1 protein-coding gene is annotated in these 19,580 nt (G+C 57.5%); it reads right to left on the bottom strand.

The window, feature by feature from the left end; all coding sequences use genetic code 11:
- Positions 1 to 9 precede the first annotated feature (9 nt).
- Complete coding sequence (locus Q0775_RS17810) at positions 10 to 19,470, bottom strand: hypothetical protein (protein ID WP_298864210.1); 19,461 nt, start codon at positions 19,468 to 19,470, stop codon at positions 10 to 12.
- Positions 19,471 to 19,580 lie beyond the last annotated feature (110 nt).

The raw sequence follows: 19,580 nt of genomic DNA on the forward strand, positions 1-19,580 counted from the left end.
ACTTTACCCTCACTTCGTTTTCGTCACGGATTTGTCGATGATGAGCTTGTACTTGCCCTTACCGCGCCAGCGTTTCTGGATCAGTTTTTCCATACTGCGCAGACGTTCGCGGCCCAGTTGCGGCGCCTCGCCACGACCCAGCACATATGTCAGATGCAAGACGGATGGCGTGGTCGCAATCTGTGCGATCAGCCCGTCAATCCCTTTTGACAGCGCAGGCTGCGGATCACTCCGACCGCTCACAAAGGCCGCAGCGGTCAGATCAATATCAACCACATTGCCGATACGTGCGCCAAAGTTGAGCTTGGCCATTTTACCAGCCGTGAGGCGTATCACGCGCGGGTTCTCTGTTGTCACACGGTAGCCAGTGGGCAGCGTGCGCGTGTCGAGTTTCAGCATAAAGTTACTGCCGATGTTGCGCGGAAGTGCAGCACAAGGCACCGAGAAGCGGCCATGCTCGTCCGTGGTGATCAGGATACCGTCTGGCGTCACCAGACGCACACCTGGAATGCCCGGTTCTGACTGGTCCTCACGCTTCGGTGCGCGGTCCAGTTTGCCGAACTTGCCGTTGCCCACATAACTGTCGTCGATGATCGGCTCGCGCAGCGTACCCGGTCCGTCCTGATATCCATTGCCGTTCGTGTCGGTAAACACACGGCCAATCACGTCGGAGCAGTCGAACACATGCTCGGGATCAATCCGCACCACAGCATCCGCCACGTTCGAGACTGTGCGACCAAAGCGGTCCTCAAGGAAGGTGCGGTTTGTGCGTTCACCAAACTCGCCCGTCCGCGCGACCCGCACAGCAAGGGTGACAACCGTGGTCGCTCCCGCCGCCAGATCGTTGCGCCATTCCAGACGGCGGCCCGATACCACAGGCTCAACCGCGACACCGTTCACACGGCCCGAACCGGGCGTATAGATCAGACCCGCAGGCAGCATATCGACGATACGTGCATTCGGAATGGTCAGCTGCGTGTTGTTGGTAAAGCTCAACGTATAGTTCACCGTCTCCCCGAAGACAGCCGTGCGACGGTCTGCGGTTTTGGTGGCCACAACATCCGTCAGCCCTTCACAGGTACGGATCGGAATGTTGTTCCCGATGAGCATCGGATCGCCTTCGGCAATGGTAAAGCTGGTGTAGAACGGGTTGGCCCCCGCGCTGCTGTCGATCAACAACCCTGTCTCGCCCGCAGGTAGTGACCCGATCACGCCTGGATTGGCAGGGGCGAGGCGCGTCGCATCGATATTGCCGCTGCTGGTGCGTGTTACAGACGCTTGGGTCCCGTCAGGATAGGTCAGCCCCAACGTGTATGTCCCCGCAGCCGTGACAAAGAACTGGAAGTTCCCGTCATTGCCCGAGCGTACAACCGTAATCGGGCCTGTTGTGCCCTCGCCCGTCTGGGTAAAGCCGCCACCGGAAACCGAGATCAATCCCCCCGTGAGCAGACGCCCGTCATCCTCACAATAGAATGTGCCTGTGGGGTCATAGTCGAAGCGGTCAGCGATGCCGTCACCGTCACGGTCACCTGTAGGCGATTCAATATAGTCAGGAATGCCATCACCATCCGCGTCTGTCGTCAGAACAGGCACCTGCCCGTCTGTCGGCTGGCCCAACTGAGCCGAGACAACCGAAGCTGTGTTCGGCAATGCAGGCTGGCCCAAGGCAGCGCTATAGACCATCGACAGCGTAATCGTTCCCACGGCCTGCGGCGCGAGTTTCACATCGCCACTCAACAATTCGGTAACTGTACCCCCATTATAGGCGGCATTGGCCGTGCCACCGTCAAAGCCGGAAATGCTCACTACGGGTGGATAGGCTTCGCCCAACAGCACCGCAGGCGCTAAGAAGCTCACCAGATCATCGCGGACCTGAATGCCAGATTGCGTGATGTTGCCCGAGTTCGTGACTGTAATAGTGAATGTTGCCCGCTCGACTGTCGGGAAGAGCAGCTCGTTGGTGCCAACCTCTTTGACGATGTCAAAGCTGGGGAGGGCCGCAACAGGCACAACAGTCGGATCATCCAGACCTTCACCGTCATCGTCGGAAATATCGAGCACAGTTGCACCCGCAGGGGTTTGACCCGTCGCAGTCACAACGTTGATCACACCGCCCCGATCTACATCCGCTTGTGTCAGGACAACGCTGGCAGTGAAGGTTCCCACCTCACCCGGTGCCAGTGTTCCCGCAGGCGACGGCGGCGTGCCATCATTGCTCTGGAATACAGTGGACAAGGTGCGCGCATTCGCCTCGTCAATATCGGTCAGCGTATCCATGAGGCTGATGCTGTTCAGGGTCACATTGCCTGTGTTGCGCGCAGTGATCTCGAACTCGACGGTTTCTCCGGCGATTGCGCCCACGCTCGTAGCGGTTTTGACGACTTCAAGACCGGGTGCGAGGTTGATCATCAGATTGGTTGGATCGTCGGTGGTGTTGCCGTCGTTCGGATTCCCGTTGCTCGACAGGTCGGTGACGATACTGCCATTCACATCAGAGGCCAGAACAAGCGCCGTGTTGGACAAACCGCCCGCATCTATATCCTCTTGGGTAAGAACATGAGAAACCGTCCATGTGGCCGTCTGTCCCGGCGATAGGATCGCTGGCACTGAAAGGGGTGCCACATTCGCCGGTACCTGTGTGCCATCAAGACGGGTCATCGTATCGGCAGCTGACAGGTCCGACAAATCCTGATTGCCTGTGTTCAAGGCGGCAATCTGGAACGTCACCGTATCGCCTTCCTGATTGCCTTCGGCGGTCACCGTTTTCTCGGCACTCAACTCGGCGTCTGTCGCGGCGATGAACTCGGTCACATCGCCCGTGGTATCGCCATCACTGTCGATCCCGTCATCCGAAATATCGCGCACAGCGCTGTTAGCCGGATCAAGAGCCGTTACCGTCACTTGGTTCAGCAAACCGCCTGCGTTCAGATCACCCTGACGCAGCGTGCGCGTTGCCGCATAAATCCACGTCTCGTTCACATCCAGAATACCATCGGCGTTTGCATCGGATGTTCCTTGCAAGGCAAAGGGCGCGTCGAGCGTGATAATCGCGCCGCTCAGGTTGGTCATGCGGTCCAGCACAGACACGTTGCGCAAACTCACATTGCCCGTGTTCTCGACCGACAAGGTAAAGGTCACAGGTGCGCCGAGGACCGACGCCGCAGCCGCTACAGTTTTGGTCACCTCAAGGGAGCCGCTCCGCGCCGGACCCGGAGTGCTAACAGATGTCGTGTCACTGGTGTCCAATCCACCAGGCGCATCTGCGCTCACACTGGCCGTGTTTTCGATGCTGCCTGCATCCACTTCGGCCTGTGTTACCACATGGGTCATGGCGCAGGCGTTGTTTGTCATCTGCGGTGCAAGCGTCGCAATGGTACAGCTATAGTCAGGGTCCATCGCATCTGTGACAACCAGATTGTTAAGCGTCACGTTGCCCGTGTTTTCCACACCGAACAAATAGGTTAGCGTGCTGCCCACCGCGCCAAAGGGCGTCGGCGTTGCAGTCTTGGTAAGCGCTACAGCAGGGACGGCCGCTGGCATATCAAGGACAAGCGTTTCGCTGTCGTTCACCGCGCCCCCTTGCGGTGTGATCCCGCGTGTGGTCGCCGTATTGCTCAGCGCGCCTGCATCGATATCGGCCTGGGTGACACGGTAAGTGCCGCTACATTCCAGCACCGCGCCGCGCATCAGCATGTCGCCCGCGCAATTAAATCCGCTCAGCATCGGATCGGACACCGTCACACCGCGCAATGTCTGGTTGCCCGTATTCGTTGCCATCAGCGTATAGGTCAGAAGTTGACCCGCCTCCGTCACAGGCAACGTCGCCGCTGATTTCGCCAAGGTAATCGAGGGCAACAGATCAGCCGTCACTGTCGCGCTCGACGGTGGTGATGTCACAGGTGTATCATCCGCGCCGAACAGCGTCTGTGCAAAGGCTTCGTTGAGGACTTCACCACGGTCAAGGTCCGCTTGGGTCACCGCATAGGTACCACCACAGGTCACCGTCTCCCCCGATGTGAAATCAGGATCATCACTTGTGGGGGCAAAACAGCTTACCGCGCCAAACAACGTATCTGTCACAGTCACTTCTGACGCAAAGGCACGCGTGCCCGAGTTGGTCACCACAAAGCTGTAGTCGATTGTGTCGCCTACTTCGCTGAAGGTTGCACCTTCTCGGGCCGTTTTCACAACCGTTAGCGCAGGCACACCCTGATCAGGGATGGTTTCGGAGGTCAGTGGAGATGTCGTCGTGCCGTCGGTGGCGCTCGCCAGATTAGTCACACTGCCCAGATCCACATCTGTCGCTGTCACACTATATTCGGCACGGCAGACATACTCGGCCCCCGGTGCCAAACCATCGCTGGGGAAGGCATCGCAAGTGAACGCACTGGCGGGGATAAGATTGTCACGCACCGTAATCGGGGCCATGATGGTCAGGTTGCCCGTATTGGTTGTCGTGTAGGTATAGGTTACGATCGCATCCGTCACAAAATCCTCGGAGGCAAGCGCGCTTGCTACTTTCACCAGAGACAGCGCTGGCGTTTGCTGGGCAAGGATCGTGGCCGTCGCTAGCGCGGAGTCCGTGCCATCAACAGTCGCAGTGGCCGTGTTGTCGATCTTGCCTGCATCAATGTCCGCTTGCGTGACGGCATAGCTCGCCTCACAGGTCACAGAGTCCATTGGCGGCAATCCACCCTCTGGCACCGCAGCACAGGTGATCGCACCCCCTGCATCGGTAATCATCGCATCCGCAATGCTCACAGGTCCGGCGAGGGTCACATTCCCAGTGTTGGTCACATCAAACCTATAGGGCAGAACCTGATCCACAGTGTCAAAGCTGGCTGGCGCGTCATCGCCCAACCGCTTGATCAAGGTCACAACAGGGGCGGCAGGAACGGTCAGCACAGTCGGATCATTGACCGCATTACCATCACCGTCGTCACCATTGTCCGTCACATCCGTTAGCGCAGAGCCGACGGGCGGCGTGCCGATCACACGCGCAGTATTCGAAATACCGCCCGCATCAATATCGGCCTGTACCAGCGTATAGAACGCGCGGTAGGTCGCAAATTCGTCAGGCTGCAAGACACCCGCAGACGATCCGGCGGATGCTCCGACAAAGATCGGTTGTGTCGTCAGGGTCAGCACTTCGCCATCCGCACGGGTCAGCGTGTCGTTCGCGATACCCACATCGTCGAGTGTCACGTTGCCCGTGTTGCGCACAACAATCTCGAAACCGATTGAGGACCCCACAACAGGCTCGCCACTGGCGATTGTTTTCTCGCCCTCGATGCTCGGCATGCTCACAATTGAGGTGACCGTCGGGTTATCATCGCCATTGGCAGGAGCCCCATCATCAGAGGCATCCAGCACCAGACCGTTATCAGGGGCGACACCACGTGCGATGACCTGATTGCTTACGCCGCCTGCGTTGATATCCTCCTGCGACAGCGCATAGGTCGCCGTATAGGTCCAGACTTCATCCACTTCCATCTGGCCTGCCGTGGCCAGATCACCACCTGTGAACACAGGGGCAGGCGCAGGCGTCACTCCTGTTCCGTCCAAGCGGCGCAATGTGTCGATCAGACTGATGCTGCGCAGGGTCTGGTTGCCCGTGTTGGTCACAGTAATGGCATAGCTCAGCGCGTCCCCTGCCATGGGAGGTTGGGAGAGGCCGCTCTCGTCGACAGTTTTTACAACGGTCAGCGCAGGCGCATTATCTTGCGGTTTAATCTCAAGCGTGTCGGTGAACTGCGCCGTGCTGCCATCGGGGCTGATTGCCGTCACAGTGGCCGTGTTGCTCAGCACTGTCTGGCGGTCCACATCCTGTTGGGTCACGACATAGGTTGCCGTGAACGTCGCCACATCCGCAGGGGCAAGGCTGGTCCAGCCTGCGTCACCCGCAACGTCATCGGTGCTGTCGCCGGTGGGCACACTGTCCACGCTCAGGCTGTCGCCTGCGATCGCCAGATTAACAGTGCCAGCCGCCGACGTATGCACATCGCGCACTTGAACATTGCTCAGCGTCAGGTTGCCCGTGTTGGTCACGCTATAGGAATAGGTGATCGTCTCACCCACGGCCACATCGCCGGCCACATCCGCCGTCTTGGCGATGAGGATTTGCGGGTTGGCAATCGCCGGCACCGTCAGTCTTGCTGTCTCGTCACCCGGCACAGTTGGCAATGGCGCCTCGGATGAGGACGCACGTGCGATGTTGGTGATCTCACCTGCGTTCATGTCAGCTTGGGTCACGGTGTATGGTGCTTCACAACGCAAACTGCCCCCGACCAGCAGACCACCCGTAGGGATCGGCGCACAGGATACGTTTGCGATACGGTCATCGCGCACCTGCGGCTGGGCCGTCAGAGTGATATTGCCGCTGTTGGTGACTGTGTAGACATAATTGATAATCTGGTCCGCATCTGTGACTTGCGCCACATCGGCCACTTTCAGCAGGGTGAACGCTGGGACCTGATCGGGACCGCGCACAAACGCATCGCCCTGCCCCAGTACTTCGGGCGCATCAGGGGTCGCCGCAACTGCGGTGCCATCGGCGACGTTCAGGAACCCGCCAAAGGGATCGGCCCCGCCATTGACAGCGTTCACGTCCTCTTGGGTCGTGAGATAGGAGACAAGGCAGCTGCCGTTGTCCTGACCCGGTGCCAGTGTGCCAATGTCACAGCTGGCTGGCGTTGTCGTGCGCACATCCGACAGGGCCACATCGTTCAACGTAACGTTGCCCGTGTTCCGCGCCGTGAGGCGGAACTGGATCAGCTGGTCAGGACCGGTAAAGGCAGGTTGACCCGGCGCAGGCGTCGGAACCAGCGTTTTGACCACTTCAAGCACCGGCGCAGGCGTGGCCAGCACAGCAGACACCTGCGCGGTATTGCGCAATGTGACACCTTGGGGCGTTTGGCCTGACGCGTTCGCCGTATTGATCAGCTCTTGATCGTCTACATCCGACTGCATCACACGATAATCGCCGACACAGACCAGCATCCCTTGCGGCGCAAGCACCACATTCGCAGGGGCAGCAACATCATCAACAGTACAGGTCAACTGTGGCAGCAGCGCGTCGGTGATGCTTACACCACTCAACGTCTGATTGCCGGTATTCGTCGCGGTCATCCGGTAGCTGATAAGCTCGCCCACGGCGGCCATACCTGTCGGGGCCGTGATCTCTTTTGCCAGTACCAGTTCGGGGGCAACATCGGCTGTCACAGTCTTGGTCACTGCGGGGGAAACCACGAGGATCTCATTCTCCGTATCGGGCGCGAAGACGGTTTGCGCGGTCGCCTCATTGGTCACAAATCCCGCATCAAGGTCATCTTGGGTGATCAAATAAGTCGCCACACAGGTCGATGTCGCGCCCACACCAAACACGCCATCGGCAGAGCTGTCGTGACAGACAACGGGGTTCGTCAGACGGTTATCAAACACCAGGATGTCTTCGCTCAACCCGACCAGCGCGGCGTTGGCAACGGTATAGGTATAGGTGATTTCATCGCCCAAAGCGGCAAAAGTGATATCACTCGGAACGCTGTCTTTTGTAACACTCAGCGCAGGCTCCGCATCAACGGGATAGATTGCACTGTCGCTGGGTGAGGTAACGGGCGCGCCGTCGATTAAGCCGCTGGCCGTTGCCGTGTTGTTGGTCACACCCAATTGCAAATCACCCAAACGCAGCGTGTAGGATGCTGTGCAGGTCACCTGCTCTGTTGGCGCAAGGCTGCCACTTTCCAGCGCAGGACAACTGGCATTCGGTGCAACTGAATCATTGATCGTGATCGGCCCATCGACAGTGACGTTGCCCGTGTTCACCACCACAAATTCATATTGCAGCACAGTGCCCAGATCAAAGGCATCGGGTGTCGCACGCAGCAGGTTCTTGGTCATGCCAAGGGATTTTGTCTGGATCGCAGGCGCGGTCACGCTAACGGAATCAGACTCGACCGGGGCGCCATCAAACACGGCCAGTGACGTCGCCATATTGGTCACAAACCCGCGGTCGAGGTCTTCTTGTGCCGCGGTCCATACCTGCTCACAACTCACACGCCCCAAAGGTGCCAGTGGCCCCGCAGCACATGTCAGGCCCGTCCCGATTTGGTCGTCATCAATCGTGATCGGCCCTGCCAGCGTCACGTTACCTGTGTTGGTCACCGTAAATGCATAGGTGATCTGGTCCCCGACCGCGTCAAAGCTGCCATCAGAAGTCGCAGCAATCGTTTTCGTCGTCGTTAGTGCGGGCAATTGCGTTGCAGGGCTGCCGACGACAGAGGGCGGTGTAGTGAGCACTTCGGCCACAGGATCACCGGGTGCAACAGGGATCAGGGGCTGATTAATGCGCGCCGTGGCCGTGTTCTCGACATTGCCGCCATCCAGATCAGTCTGCGTAATGCGGTAGCTGCCCGTACAGGTCAGGCTGGCCCCCACCGCAAGCGGTGGCGCAGGACATGTGACACCACCAAGGTTTTGCCCGTCAATGATCGGATCGCTGATCATGATCGGCGCCGTCAGCGTAATGTTACCCATGTTCGTCACGGTAAAATCGAACGGGATGATCTGGTTGAGCGTATCAAACGGGACAGGCGCGTTGGCCCCAAGGGTTTTCACCATGGTAAAGGCAGGTGAGCCTTGAACGTTGACTGGCACAGAGGCGGTATCGTTCACGTCAGCCCCATCGGGCATCTGCGTCTCGACCAGTGCTGTATTGGCCACACCACCCGCATCAATATCTTCTTGGGTCAGCGCATAGGACGCATTGTAGGTCCATGTCTCACCCACATCGATGGCATCTGAAATGCCCGTATCGCCAGCCAGAACAGGTGTCAAAGACAGGACAGCACCATCGCGGCGTGTGAACATATCAGTTAGCACAACACCTGACAGGGTCACGTTTCCCGTATTCCGCGCCGTGATCGTAAAGGTGATCTGGTCGCCCACCGCAACGGGAGCACTGATGCCGGAGGTGTCCGCCACTTTGAGCACTTCAAGTGCGCCAGCCGCAGGAATGGACGTCACAGTCGGATCATTATCCGCCGCACCCGCCGTTACATTGTCAGAGGCATCCGAAATCGTGCCACCAGCTGGCAGATCACCCGTTACAAGTGCTTCGTTGCTCAGGGTGCCTGCATCAATATCTTCTTGGGTCAGCGCATAGGTCGCGGTCCAGATCATCGGCGTGCTGCCCACGGCCAAATCAAGTGCCACAGCCCCGCCAAGCGCCGTACCACCACTTTGCAGCGCGGGAACAGGCGGCGTGCCTGTGCCGGTGAATGTTGTCTCTGACAGCACAGGGTCAAGGACAGAAACATTGCCCGTATTGGTCAGCATGTAGGTATAGGTCACCACATCGCCCACAGTCGCGACGCCATCAGCACCCAGATCGAGAGCGGAGTCTTTTACCAGACCGATCGACGGATCAGACGGCAGCGTTGTAACTGTCGGATCAGCGTCCGCAGGATTGGCCCCTGTATCATCAGACACGTCATCAACGATATTACCTTCAGGATCGGTGGCAGCGCCGAGGACCATGTTCGCCACACCGCCTGCATCAATCGCAGGCTGGGTGAGCGCGAATTGCCCGATGTAGAACCATGTTTCGCCCACATCAAGGCGGCCATTGCCGTCAAGATCACCGTCGTCATATAGCGGACCCGAGGTCAGCGCCAAAGCGCCACCATTGGCATCGGTGAGCGTATCCACAACCGCAGGCGCGGTCAGCGTCACGTTGCCTGTGTTCATTAGCGTAATGGTGTAGTTGATCACATCGCCTACCCGCACAGGATTGCTCAGGAGGGGCGTTGCAGATTTGACTGTCTGCACCGAAGGCAAACGCACAATCATCGTCTGCGTCGGATCATTCCCGTTCAGATCGGCAGGATCGGACAGATCGTCAATGCTGGTGCCGAAAGGATCATTGGCGACAGCGGTTGCCTGGTTCTCGACATTGCCTGCGTCGATATCCTCTTGGGTCAGCGCATAATCAGCGGTGAAGACCACGGTAGCACTGCCCACGGGCAGATCCATCACAGACACGTCGCCCCCAATCATCACGCCGCCACTGGCATAGGCTGGCACAGGTGCGGTCCCTGCCCCGTTAAATCCCGTCTCGGTGACACTCACATCATAAAGCGTCTGATTGCCCGTGTTGCTGACGGTGTATGTATAGGTGATCGTATCACCCGCATCCGCGCGGCCATCGGAACCAGTGTTCACAACGGATGTTTTCAACACATCCAGATCGGGGTCCGTCGCAAAATTTGCGACAGTCGGATCATTGGCCGGATCGGTATCCGTATCAGGCCCGTCTGCTACACCCGCATCATCATCGGACACGTCAATCACATCGTTGTCGTCGGGATCTTTCGCCACGACCCGCACGGAGTTCGCCACACCGCCTGCGTCAATCGCCTGCTGGTCGAGTGCAAAGGTCGCCGTATATTCCCAAACCTCGTCTACCCCCAGCGCACCATCACCGTCGGTGTCACTGGCAGGGACCAGCACAGGCTGCGTGGTCAGCGTCAGCGGATCACCATTCGTATCGAGCAGCGTATCCGTGAGCACAGGATTGCTGAGCGTTTGGTTGCCCGTGTTGTCGAGTGTGACGCTAAAGCTGATCACATCGCCCACACTCACAGGATTGGAGAGCGCGGAAATATCGGCACGCTTTTCCACAACCAGCGTAGGAGCCGCATTCAGCGCAACAAGTGTCGGGTCGTTGTCCGTGACCGTATCACCGTTGCCATCGGTAGCACCCGCATCATCATCTGAGACGTCAGTCAATTCATTCCCGTCAGGGTCGGTTGTCGTGGCAAGGATAGAATTGGAAAGCCCACCCGCATCCAGCGCCTGCTGGTCAATGGCATAAGTCGCCAGATAGGTCCAAGTTTCGCCCACATCGAGGAGGTCATTCACAAGGGTATCACCGCTGTCAAAGGCAGGCTGGTTCACCAGCACAAGGTCTTCTCCATCCGCGTCAAGCAGCGTATCAACCAGCGCTGGCGCGCCCAGCGTTTGGTTGCCCGTGTTCGCAACTGTCACGGTAAAGGTGATGATTTCACCCGCAACAGGGGGATCGCTCAGCGCGGAGGCATCTGCACGTTTCTCCACCACCAGCGCGGGCGCGGGCGTGATCGCAAGAAGGGTAGGATCATTTGCGGCATCATTGTCCCCGCTGGCATCAGAGGCTCCTGCATCATCATCAGAAATATCCGTAACAGCTGTGTCATTTGGATCAGTCGCCGTGACACTCACCGTGTTTGAAATTCCCCCTGCATCAATCGCAGGCTGGGTGAGGGCAAAGCTGGCGGCATAGGTCCATGTCTCGCCCACATCCAAAGTGGTATCGGCATTACCATCACTGCTCACGAAGGCTGGCGCAGACGAGAGGGTCAGCGGGCCGCCATTCGCATCGGTCAGCGTATCGGTCAGCACGGGATTGAATAGCGACTGGTTACCCGTATTGGTCACGGTAATTACAAAGTTAACCGTGTCATCGACCGCAGGCGGTGTTGACAGATTGGTCACGCCCACGCGCTTTTCAACGGCCAAGGCACCAGCACGCCCGAGCGGCGTCACAGTCGCGTCATTCTCGCCTTCAGCGGCGCTATCATCATCGGACACATCGCTTGCAGGCACACCAGCCGCGCTGGCCCCTGTTGCTGTCGCTTGGTTCGAGACTTCGCCAGCGTCCAGATCTTCCTGCGTTAGCGCATAAGTTGCGGTAAAGGTGATCGCCCCTGCCCCCACCGGCAGATCGAAGGTACCCGCCTCACCGCCAAGGTTTGCACCGCCGCTGGCATACACTGGCGCAGGTATCGTGCCCGCCCCGCCAAAGTCAGTCTCGGTCACGGCCACGTCCAGCACATCAAGCAGACCCGTGTTTGTGATCGTGTACGTGTAGGTGATCGTATCATCCACATCGAGAACACCGTCACCGCCATCATCCGTCACCGCCGTTTTCACCACCGCGATTTCGGGAATACCGTTGAGGACCAGATCAGGTGTGACCGCATCATCACTCACAGGAGCACCCTGCGGATCATCCGCCGTCACAGCAACAGCATTGCGGATTCCGCCTGCGTCAATCGAAGGCTGCGTCACGTCAAACCGCGCGGCGTAAATCCACGTCTCGCCCACGTCGAGCATATTATTGCCATTGCTGTCGCCATCCCCCGCAGGGTCGCGCACAGGTGTCGCCGTCAGCGTCAGTGGCACGCCATCAATATCGGTCAGCGTGTCGGTCAAGATTGGCGGATCAAGCGTCACATTGCCTGTGTTCTGTACTTCGACGCGGAACGGAATTTGCTGGCCCACAACAGCGGGTGTTGTGATGTTGCTCAGGTTGGCAGTTTTGCTCACTGCAATACTTGGCGTCTTGCCTGCTGGCGTGACAGAGGCATCATCCGTCTCGCTCACCGGATCGGTCCCTGCGGGACCATTGGCCGTCACAGTCGCGACATTGGTAAGGGCTGCTTGCGCATCCACATCCGCTTGGGTCACTTCATACGTCGCCGTAAAGGTCACCACATCGTCAGGGCCAAGCGTGCTCCATGTCCCTGCCGCAGCAGTATCAGTGGAGGTGCCAATCTCAAGCGCATCCGTGGTCAGCGTATCGCCACCCAAAGCCAGCGCCGCAACACCTGCCGCCGAAGTATGCGCATCGGTCACAGTCACGTCCGTGAGGGTCACATTGCCCGTGTTGGTCACGGCGTAGCTATAGGTGATATCCTCACCCACAGCGACAACCGCACTCGGTGTCGGAGATTTTACAACACTCACAGCGGGCGTCTGGTCGGCCTCAATGGTGAGCGTATCGGTATGGCTCGGCGCGGGTGTCACTTGCGGACTACTCACCGTGGCCACATTGGTCACACTGCCGCTATCAAGGTCGGCTTGGGTCACGTTATAGGTGGCAGTACAGGCGTATTGCTCCAACGGAAGCAGACCACCCGCAGGCAACGGACCACAATCAAACGCAGCACCAATTTTATCGTCCGTAATCTGCGGGATATCGGTCAGGGTCACATTGCCGATGTTGGAGATGGTATAGGTGTACGTCACCAACTGGTCGAAGACATTAATGACCGTGGTATCTGCCGATTTCGCCATGACGAAATCGGGCTCGCGCTCTGGTCCCAGAACAAACACATCATCGCTGCGATCAATCGGGGGCAACACGGGGTTCACAGGCGTCGCCGTGACATTGGCCGTGTTCACAAAGCCGCCTGCGATGACGTTTTCACCGTCGATCACGGCAGGATTCAGGTTGTCGATATCATCTTGGGTAACCGTATACACAAATTCACAGCTGCGATCGATTGCATCAGGGGCAAGTGGGCCAACAGTACAAGAAGCTGGAGTCACCATACGCACATCAGTAATCACCGCAGTCTGCAAAGTGATGTTGCCCGTGTTCTCCACCTCGACGACAAATGTGATTTCCTGATCCACGGCGCTAAAGTCGGTTTCTGGACCACTCGGGCGCTGGGTCGTTTTCGTGACCAGCAAATCCACATCGGGCGCTTCAATGTTTACGTTGATCATCTTTTCATCGCGCAAGGTAACACCCTGCGGATCGGTCGCAGTTACAGTTGCGGTATTGTCCAGCGTCTGCGCATCAACATCCGTTTGCTTGACCGTATAGGGCCCTTCACAAACCACAGTTTCCCCTGGCAGCAGCCGCACATTCGCAGGTGCAGGTGCTGGTGGCGTGCCAACCTGACACGTCAGGGACGGCACCAGCGGATCCGTCAGCGTCACACCAAACAGCGTCTGGTTCCCGTCATTCGTAGCCGTCAAACGGTAGGTCAGGATATCGTCCAAACCCGCACCATTCGGTATCGGTGTAATCATTTCCTTAACCAGCAGGAGCGATGGATTCTCGGCAATGGTGACCATCTCTGCCGCATTGGGCGAGACAACGTCGGACGGCGAGTTGCCCTCGGCAGCAAAGACTGTTTGCGCCGTCGCATTGTTGGTCACAAACCCGCGGTCAAGGTCGGCCTGCGTCAGTGTATAGGGAAAATCGCAGAAGATCGTGCTGGTGTTGCCCACATCGCCACTGGGCAAGGCAGGGCCAGCAGGCTTACAGACCAGTGGCCCCGCAACTTTGTCATCCACAATGGTAATTTCATCGATGAGGCCCACATTGCCCGAGTTGGTCACGGTATAGCGGTAAGTCACCACGTCTTGGGTGCTGTCGAACGCGGCGGTTCCATCCGCAGGCGTCCCTACCACAGGCAAGGCCACTTTTGTCAGACTCAGCGCCGGCTTGGCATCCACGGGGAAGATCGCATCATCACTGGGCGAGGTAACAGTTACCCCGTCAAACAGACCCGAGGCCGTGACCACATTCGTCGCAGCCCCAAGGGCAAGGTCATTGCCATTAACCATATGGGTCGAGGTACAGCTGAGCGTCTGATCGGGAAGCAACTCGCCGTTTGGCAGCGCACCGCAGGTAAAGCCTGCGGGGAACGGCACAAGACTGTCGTTCAGCGTGAGGGTCACATTGCCGTTAACTGTGACGTTGCCGTCAATCGTGACATTGCCGTTGTTGGTTACCACAATGGAATAGTTGAGCGGCTGGTTCAGGTTGAAGGATGCGTTAGCCGGACCGGTAAATGTCTTTTCAATCGCCAGCGAGGGGTTTTGCACAGCGTTGATCGTCACACTGTCCGGGTTCGATACGGGCGAAACAGATGTGCCGTCATCCTCGACAAAAGTTGTCGTGGCCGAGGCGATGTTCGTCACTTCACCGTCATCAAGAGCAGTTTGGTCGACGGTGAAGTCCTGCTCGCATATCACACTGGCACCCGGTGCAATCGGGGGCGTACCACAGCTCAGGGTGCCGTTAATCTTGTTATCCGTGACAAGGATCGGCTGGAGCAAGGTCACGTTGCCGCTGTTGGTCACGACATACTCGAATGTAACTGTTTGACCCACGGCGCTATAGCTCGCGTTCGATCCCGTTTTAACCCGCTTGTCCATGCGCAGCGCAGGTTGCTGGTCAGCCTCAAGTCTGAAAGTGTCGGGCGCAGAAGTCGCCGTAACCGAGGTCGGTCCGTTCAGCGTTTGGGGGATCACAGGCTGGGTGACGGAAGCGGTCGCTGTGTTTTCGATAAATCCGGCATTCAGCATCGCCTGCGTTACAGTGGCGGTGGCAGTACACTGAATGGAAGCGTTGATCGCCAAACCCGCCGCAGGAAGCGCAGGGCAACTCACGGTGGCAATGCGGTTATCAGCAACTGTAATGGGCGCTGTCAGCGTGATGTTGCCGCTGTTGGACACGTCATAGATGTAGGTGATCGTCTCCCCAAGGGTGGAAATATTGCCGGCAAAAGTGCTGCCTTTAATCATCGTCAGCGCTGGCGTCTGCGCGGGGCCTGCAACGGTTTCCGCATCATCATTGCTGACGGATGTGCCAAGGCCGACACTGTCGCCTGTCACTGTGGCGATGTTGGTCCAGCTGCCCAGATCAATATCTTCTTGGTCAAATATCTTGGTCACGCCCAGCGGTGTAACACCGTCAGCACAGGTGGTCGTTGTCGTGCCCGGCAACAGGTCAGCCAGCGCACAGGTGAACAGTGCAGCCTCGGCTGGCGTGGCGGGATCACGGTCGGTAAGCACCAGATTGGTCAGCGTCGTATTGCCCGTGTTGGTCACGCTAAAGGTGAACGCTTCGCTATCGCCCACAGCGGTATAGCGGCCATCGGTGCTCTGCTTGTCCACGCTCACCCCTGCGGTACGCGCAGGTCCCTCCACCACAGCCGTTGATTGCTGGTTTGCGGGTGTGGGAACATTTGGCGGTGCCTGCACACTGACGGAGGCGGTGTTGGTGATGGAACCCGCGTTCACGTCCTCTTGGGTCGTGAGATAGGCAGCGGTACACGTGCGGTCCGTCGCACCGGGCGCAAGGGTCGGGATCGTACAATTCACAGGCGCGCCAAAGAATGGATCGGTGATCGCGATATTGCTGAGTGTGAGCGTACCTGTATTCACTACAGTAAACTGGAAATTGACCGTCTGCCCCGCAGCGGTAAAGGCCGCAGGCGCGGTTTTCTCGAATGTATATTCCACACGGAAGGGCGGGCCAGCGACTGACAGCGTGCTGGTGTCAGACGTGATTTCAGGCGAGGAAACCGTGGCCGTGTTGTCCACTTTCAGGTTATCAATATCGGCCTGCGAAATCGTATATTGGAAGCTACAGGTGCTGTTGATCGCATCCGGCGCAAGGTTGGCGATGGTACAGTTATAGCCTGCATCGAGGCTGTCGGTCACAAGGAGGTTGGTCAGCGTCTGTGTGCCCGTATTCTCGACGTCAAAGGTGTAGGTGATCTGTTCGCCAACGGCCAAGAATTGCGCTGTGTTTGCGCGTTTGCTGATGGTCGCGCTCTTGGTCCCTGCCCCTGCGGCCAATGCTGCGGTGCTGGTGTCTGTATCGCTTTGCTGTGGCCCTTGGGCGGGTTGCGCACTCACGCTGGCTGTGTTCAGAATCGTCTCGCCGTCAATATTCGGCTGGGTCACACGGTAGGTACCAGTACAGCTTTTGCTGGTGGTGGGCGCGATATCGGTGAGGGTACAGTTCAGAGACGGGATCAGCGGGTCAGTGACGGTCGCAGTGCGCAGCGTCACATTGCCAGGGTTTGCAACTGTAAAGGTATAGGTCAGTTCTTCGTTCAGCGCCGTGAAAGCCGCAGGACCCGTTTTCGTCAGTGTCACATCAGGCGTTGCCACAACAGGCACAGTTGCCGTTGCCGCATCTGATGTAAGGATCGTCACCGTCCCGTTGTTGTCATAAGGAAAGCTGGCCGTGGCAGTGTTGACCACTTGTCCTGCGTCAAACTCTGCCTGAGTAAAACCCTGACGGGTTCCGGTACACTCAAAGAAGTCGCCAATCGCAAGGGTCGCTGGCTGGTTACAAACCGCAGGTGCCGTGAGCAGCGCGTCGTTGATCGCAATCAACTCGTCATCACGGCTCAGAACGCGGTCGCCTGTGTTGGTCAGGGTGAAAGTATATGTGATGCTTTCGTTCAGGTTCGTCACAGAAGGCGTTACCGCCGCCTTACTCAGTGAGACTTCTGGGCTGAAATCAGGCGCAATCCGTGCGCTCACTTGGTTCGAGGCAGTTGGCCCTGCAAATGCGGTGGCGGTGTTCAAGACAACACCCGCGTCGATGTCCGCCGCTGTCAGTCGGTAATCTGCCGTACAGCTTCGCGTTTGGCCAATACTAAGGGAGGTCGTAAAACAGGTGAAGCTGCCGATCTTGTCATCCGTGATCGTGATTTCGGACACACCGATGTTATTCGCAATCCGCACGTTGCCTGTGTTGCGTACATCAAAGGTATAGGTGACAGTCGCATTTCTCCTAAAATCTGAAGGGTCAAGAGCAGGCGCTGTCTTGGTCAGTTCGATCGCTGGGGACTGCACGGCGGGAACTGTGACGCTGTCGTTGTTGGAGGTGACCGTCTGAGGTGTTGGACCTGCGGCAGTGGCGGTTGCTGTGGCGGTGTTGGTCACGCCCCCTTGGTTCAGGTTCCCTTGGGTCGTGGCATAAACATCCGACTGACACGTGACCGAAGCACCGGGCGCGATGATCGTGGCCGAACAGGTGACATCAACGCGGTTGTCATCCACCTGCGGCGCAAGTAAATCGACATTGCCCGTGTTGGTCAGGATATAATCATACTCAAGCTCCGTCCCCACCGCGCTAAAGTTGCTGGGGGAGTTTGCATCAAGCTGCTTGTCGAGGGTCATGCCAAGCGTGCGAACGGCGGGAACTGTGGCAGTTTCCGTATCTGTGTCAGTCGCGCCACCGATAGTAATGGTTGCCGTTGCCGTATTTTCATATTGGCCTGTATTAATATCGGCCTGAACCACAGAATAGCTGGCCGTACAGGTGACAGTGTTATTTGGTGCAACCGGAGCCGGTGGGCAGCTTACCGTGGTCGCTGTTGGATCGGACACAACAAGCTGGTTTGCAGGGAACGTCACATTACCAGTGTTACGCACGATAAGGTTATAGCTCAGCACGTCGCCGACGCTGTCGTAGTTGGCGGTCAGCGCAGTCTTGGTCAGGTCCAGCGATACATCCGCCGCAGGTCCGGGCAGGTCCAGCGTGTCGGTGCGTGTCAGCCGCCCGTCCAGCGGCGTGTCAGCAGATACGGTGACTGTATTGCTTAACTCGTTTGCGGCGTTCGCGATGTAGCTGTCCACATCCGATTGCAGCACGGCGTAAGAGCCCGTGCAGGTAAAATCGTCGTCAGGGGCGAGATCGGGCACATTACATGACAGCGACGGGATCAGGCTGTCGCGCACGGTGAAATTGCTCAGCGTAACATCACCTTCGTTGGTGATCAAAAAGCTGTAGGGTACTGAAGTGCCTGCATTGCCAAAGGCGGCGCTTGTGCTGGACTTTACAACAGACAAATCCGGCGAGGCGCCCGTCCCCGTGACAGTCACTGTATCAGACAATGTTCCCAGATTGCCGAACTCGGGCGTCCCTGTTGCAGTGGCAACGTTGGTCACTTGCTGGGTGTCGAAATCTTCCTGCGTGATGGTATAGCTGACCGTACAGGTTGCTGACTTTGCTTGACCACCTTTGGCCGTTTTTTCAATGAGACTTGTATCACAAACTGGTGCAGCGGTCTTATCATCCACAACAGCAAGATTGCTGATCCGCACGGAGCCGATGTTCGTGACGATGTAGGTATAGGTGATTGTATCCCCAACTGCATCAAAAGTTGCCGGACTTGCTGTTTTCTCAAGCGTGTAGCCGGGCGCAATGGTTACAATCTCGTCGTTCGAGAGGCTATTCCCGCGACGGAAATCCCAATAGTTGTCGTTTGGGTCAGCGTCAAAAACCTGTGTCGTCGTTTGGCCTGTGGTTAGAATGTTTGACAACAGCGCGGAGTTTGTCGTGCTGAACCAACCCGTATTAAACGTGTTGTTGCCAAATCCCCGCACCTGACCAAAGCTGGTTGTGCCAGAGGTGTTGGTGATGTCCGTTGTGATGTCGGACCAGTTGCCAACCGTAAATCCGTTGAGGCGCAGTGTAATGTCGTTCTGATCAAAACCGTTAACTTGCGTATCACCATCATAGGCCGAGAATCTGATATAGACATTGGCGAGTGCGCCGCCAAAATAGTCAGCGCAGGGTGAAAAGCCACAGTTCAACTCAATCGGGTTATTGATCGTGAACGGGTTACCGCGAAAAGCTCTTGGGGTGCCATTACTTTGGAACCCGACAAACGCGCCCGCGGGGTTGGAGAACTGGTAGTATACGTTGCCGTTCACACCAACCAGAACAAAGGCGACGCCGCCCGCTTCGGGATATTCGGGCGGTAGCGAAAGACTTGTCCCGGGGACGTTTCGTGTAAAGGGTGTTGCCTGCGCGCTTTGCCCTAAGCCTACAAAAAACGCCAAGGCCATTAGAACCAAAAGCAACTTGTTAACAACAATCTTTGACATATCGAACCCACGCACACCGGTTTGTATGATTTTTCATACTTAATTAACGTGGGTATGCGGACACCTGCCTTGGAACGACAAGGGGAATGATGCCCGTGTTTCTATCAAAA

This window comes from uncultured Sulfitobacter sp. (assembly GCF_947499945.1).
Lineage (GTDB): Bacteria > Pseudomonadota > Alphaproteobacteria > Rhodobacterales > Rhodobacteraceae > Sulfitobacter.

Excerpts from the sequence above, each read along its gene's own strand:
- Q0775_RS17810 (WP_298864210.1), bottom strand. The coding sequence starts at position 19,470 with ATGTCAAAGATTGTTGTTAACAAGTTGCTTTTGGTTCTAATGGCCTTG.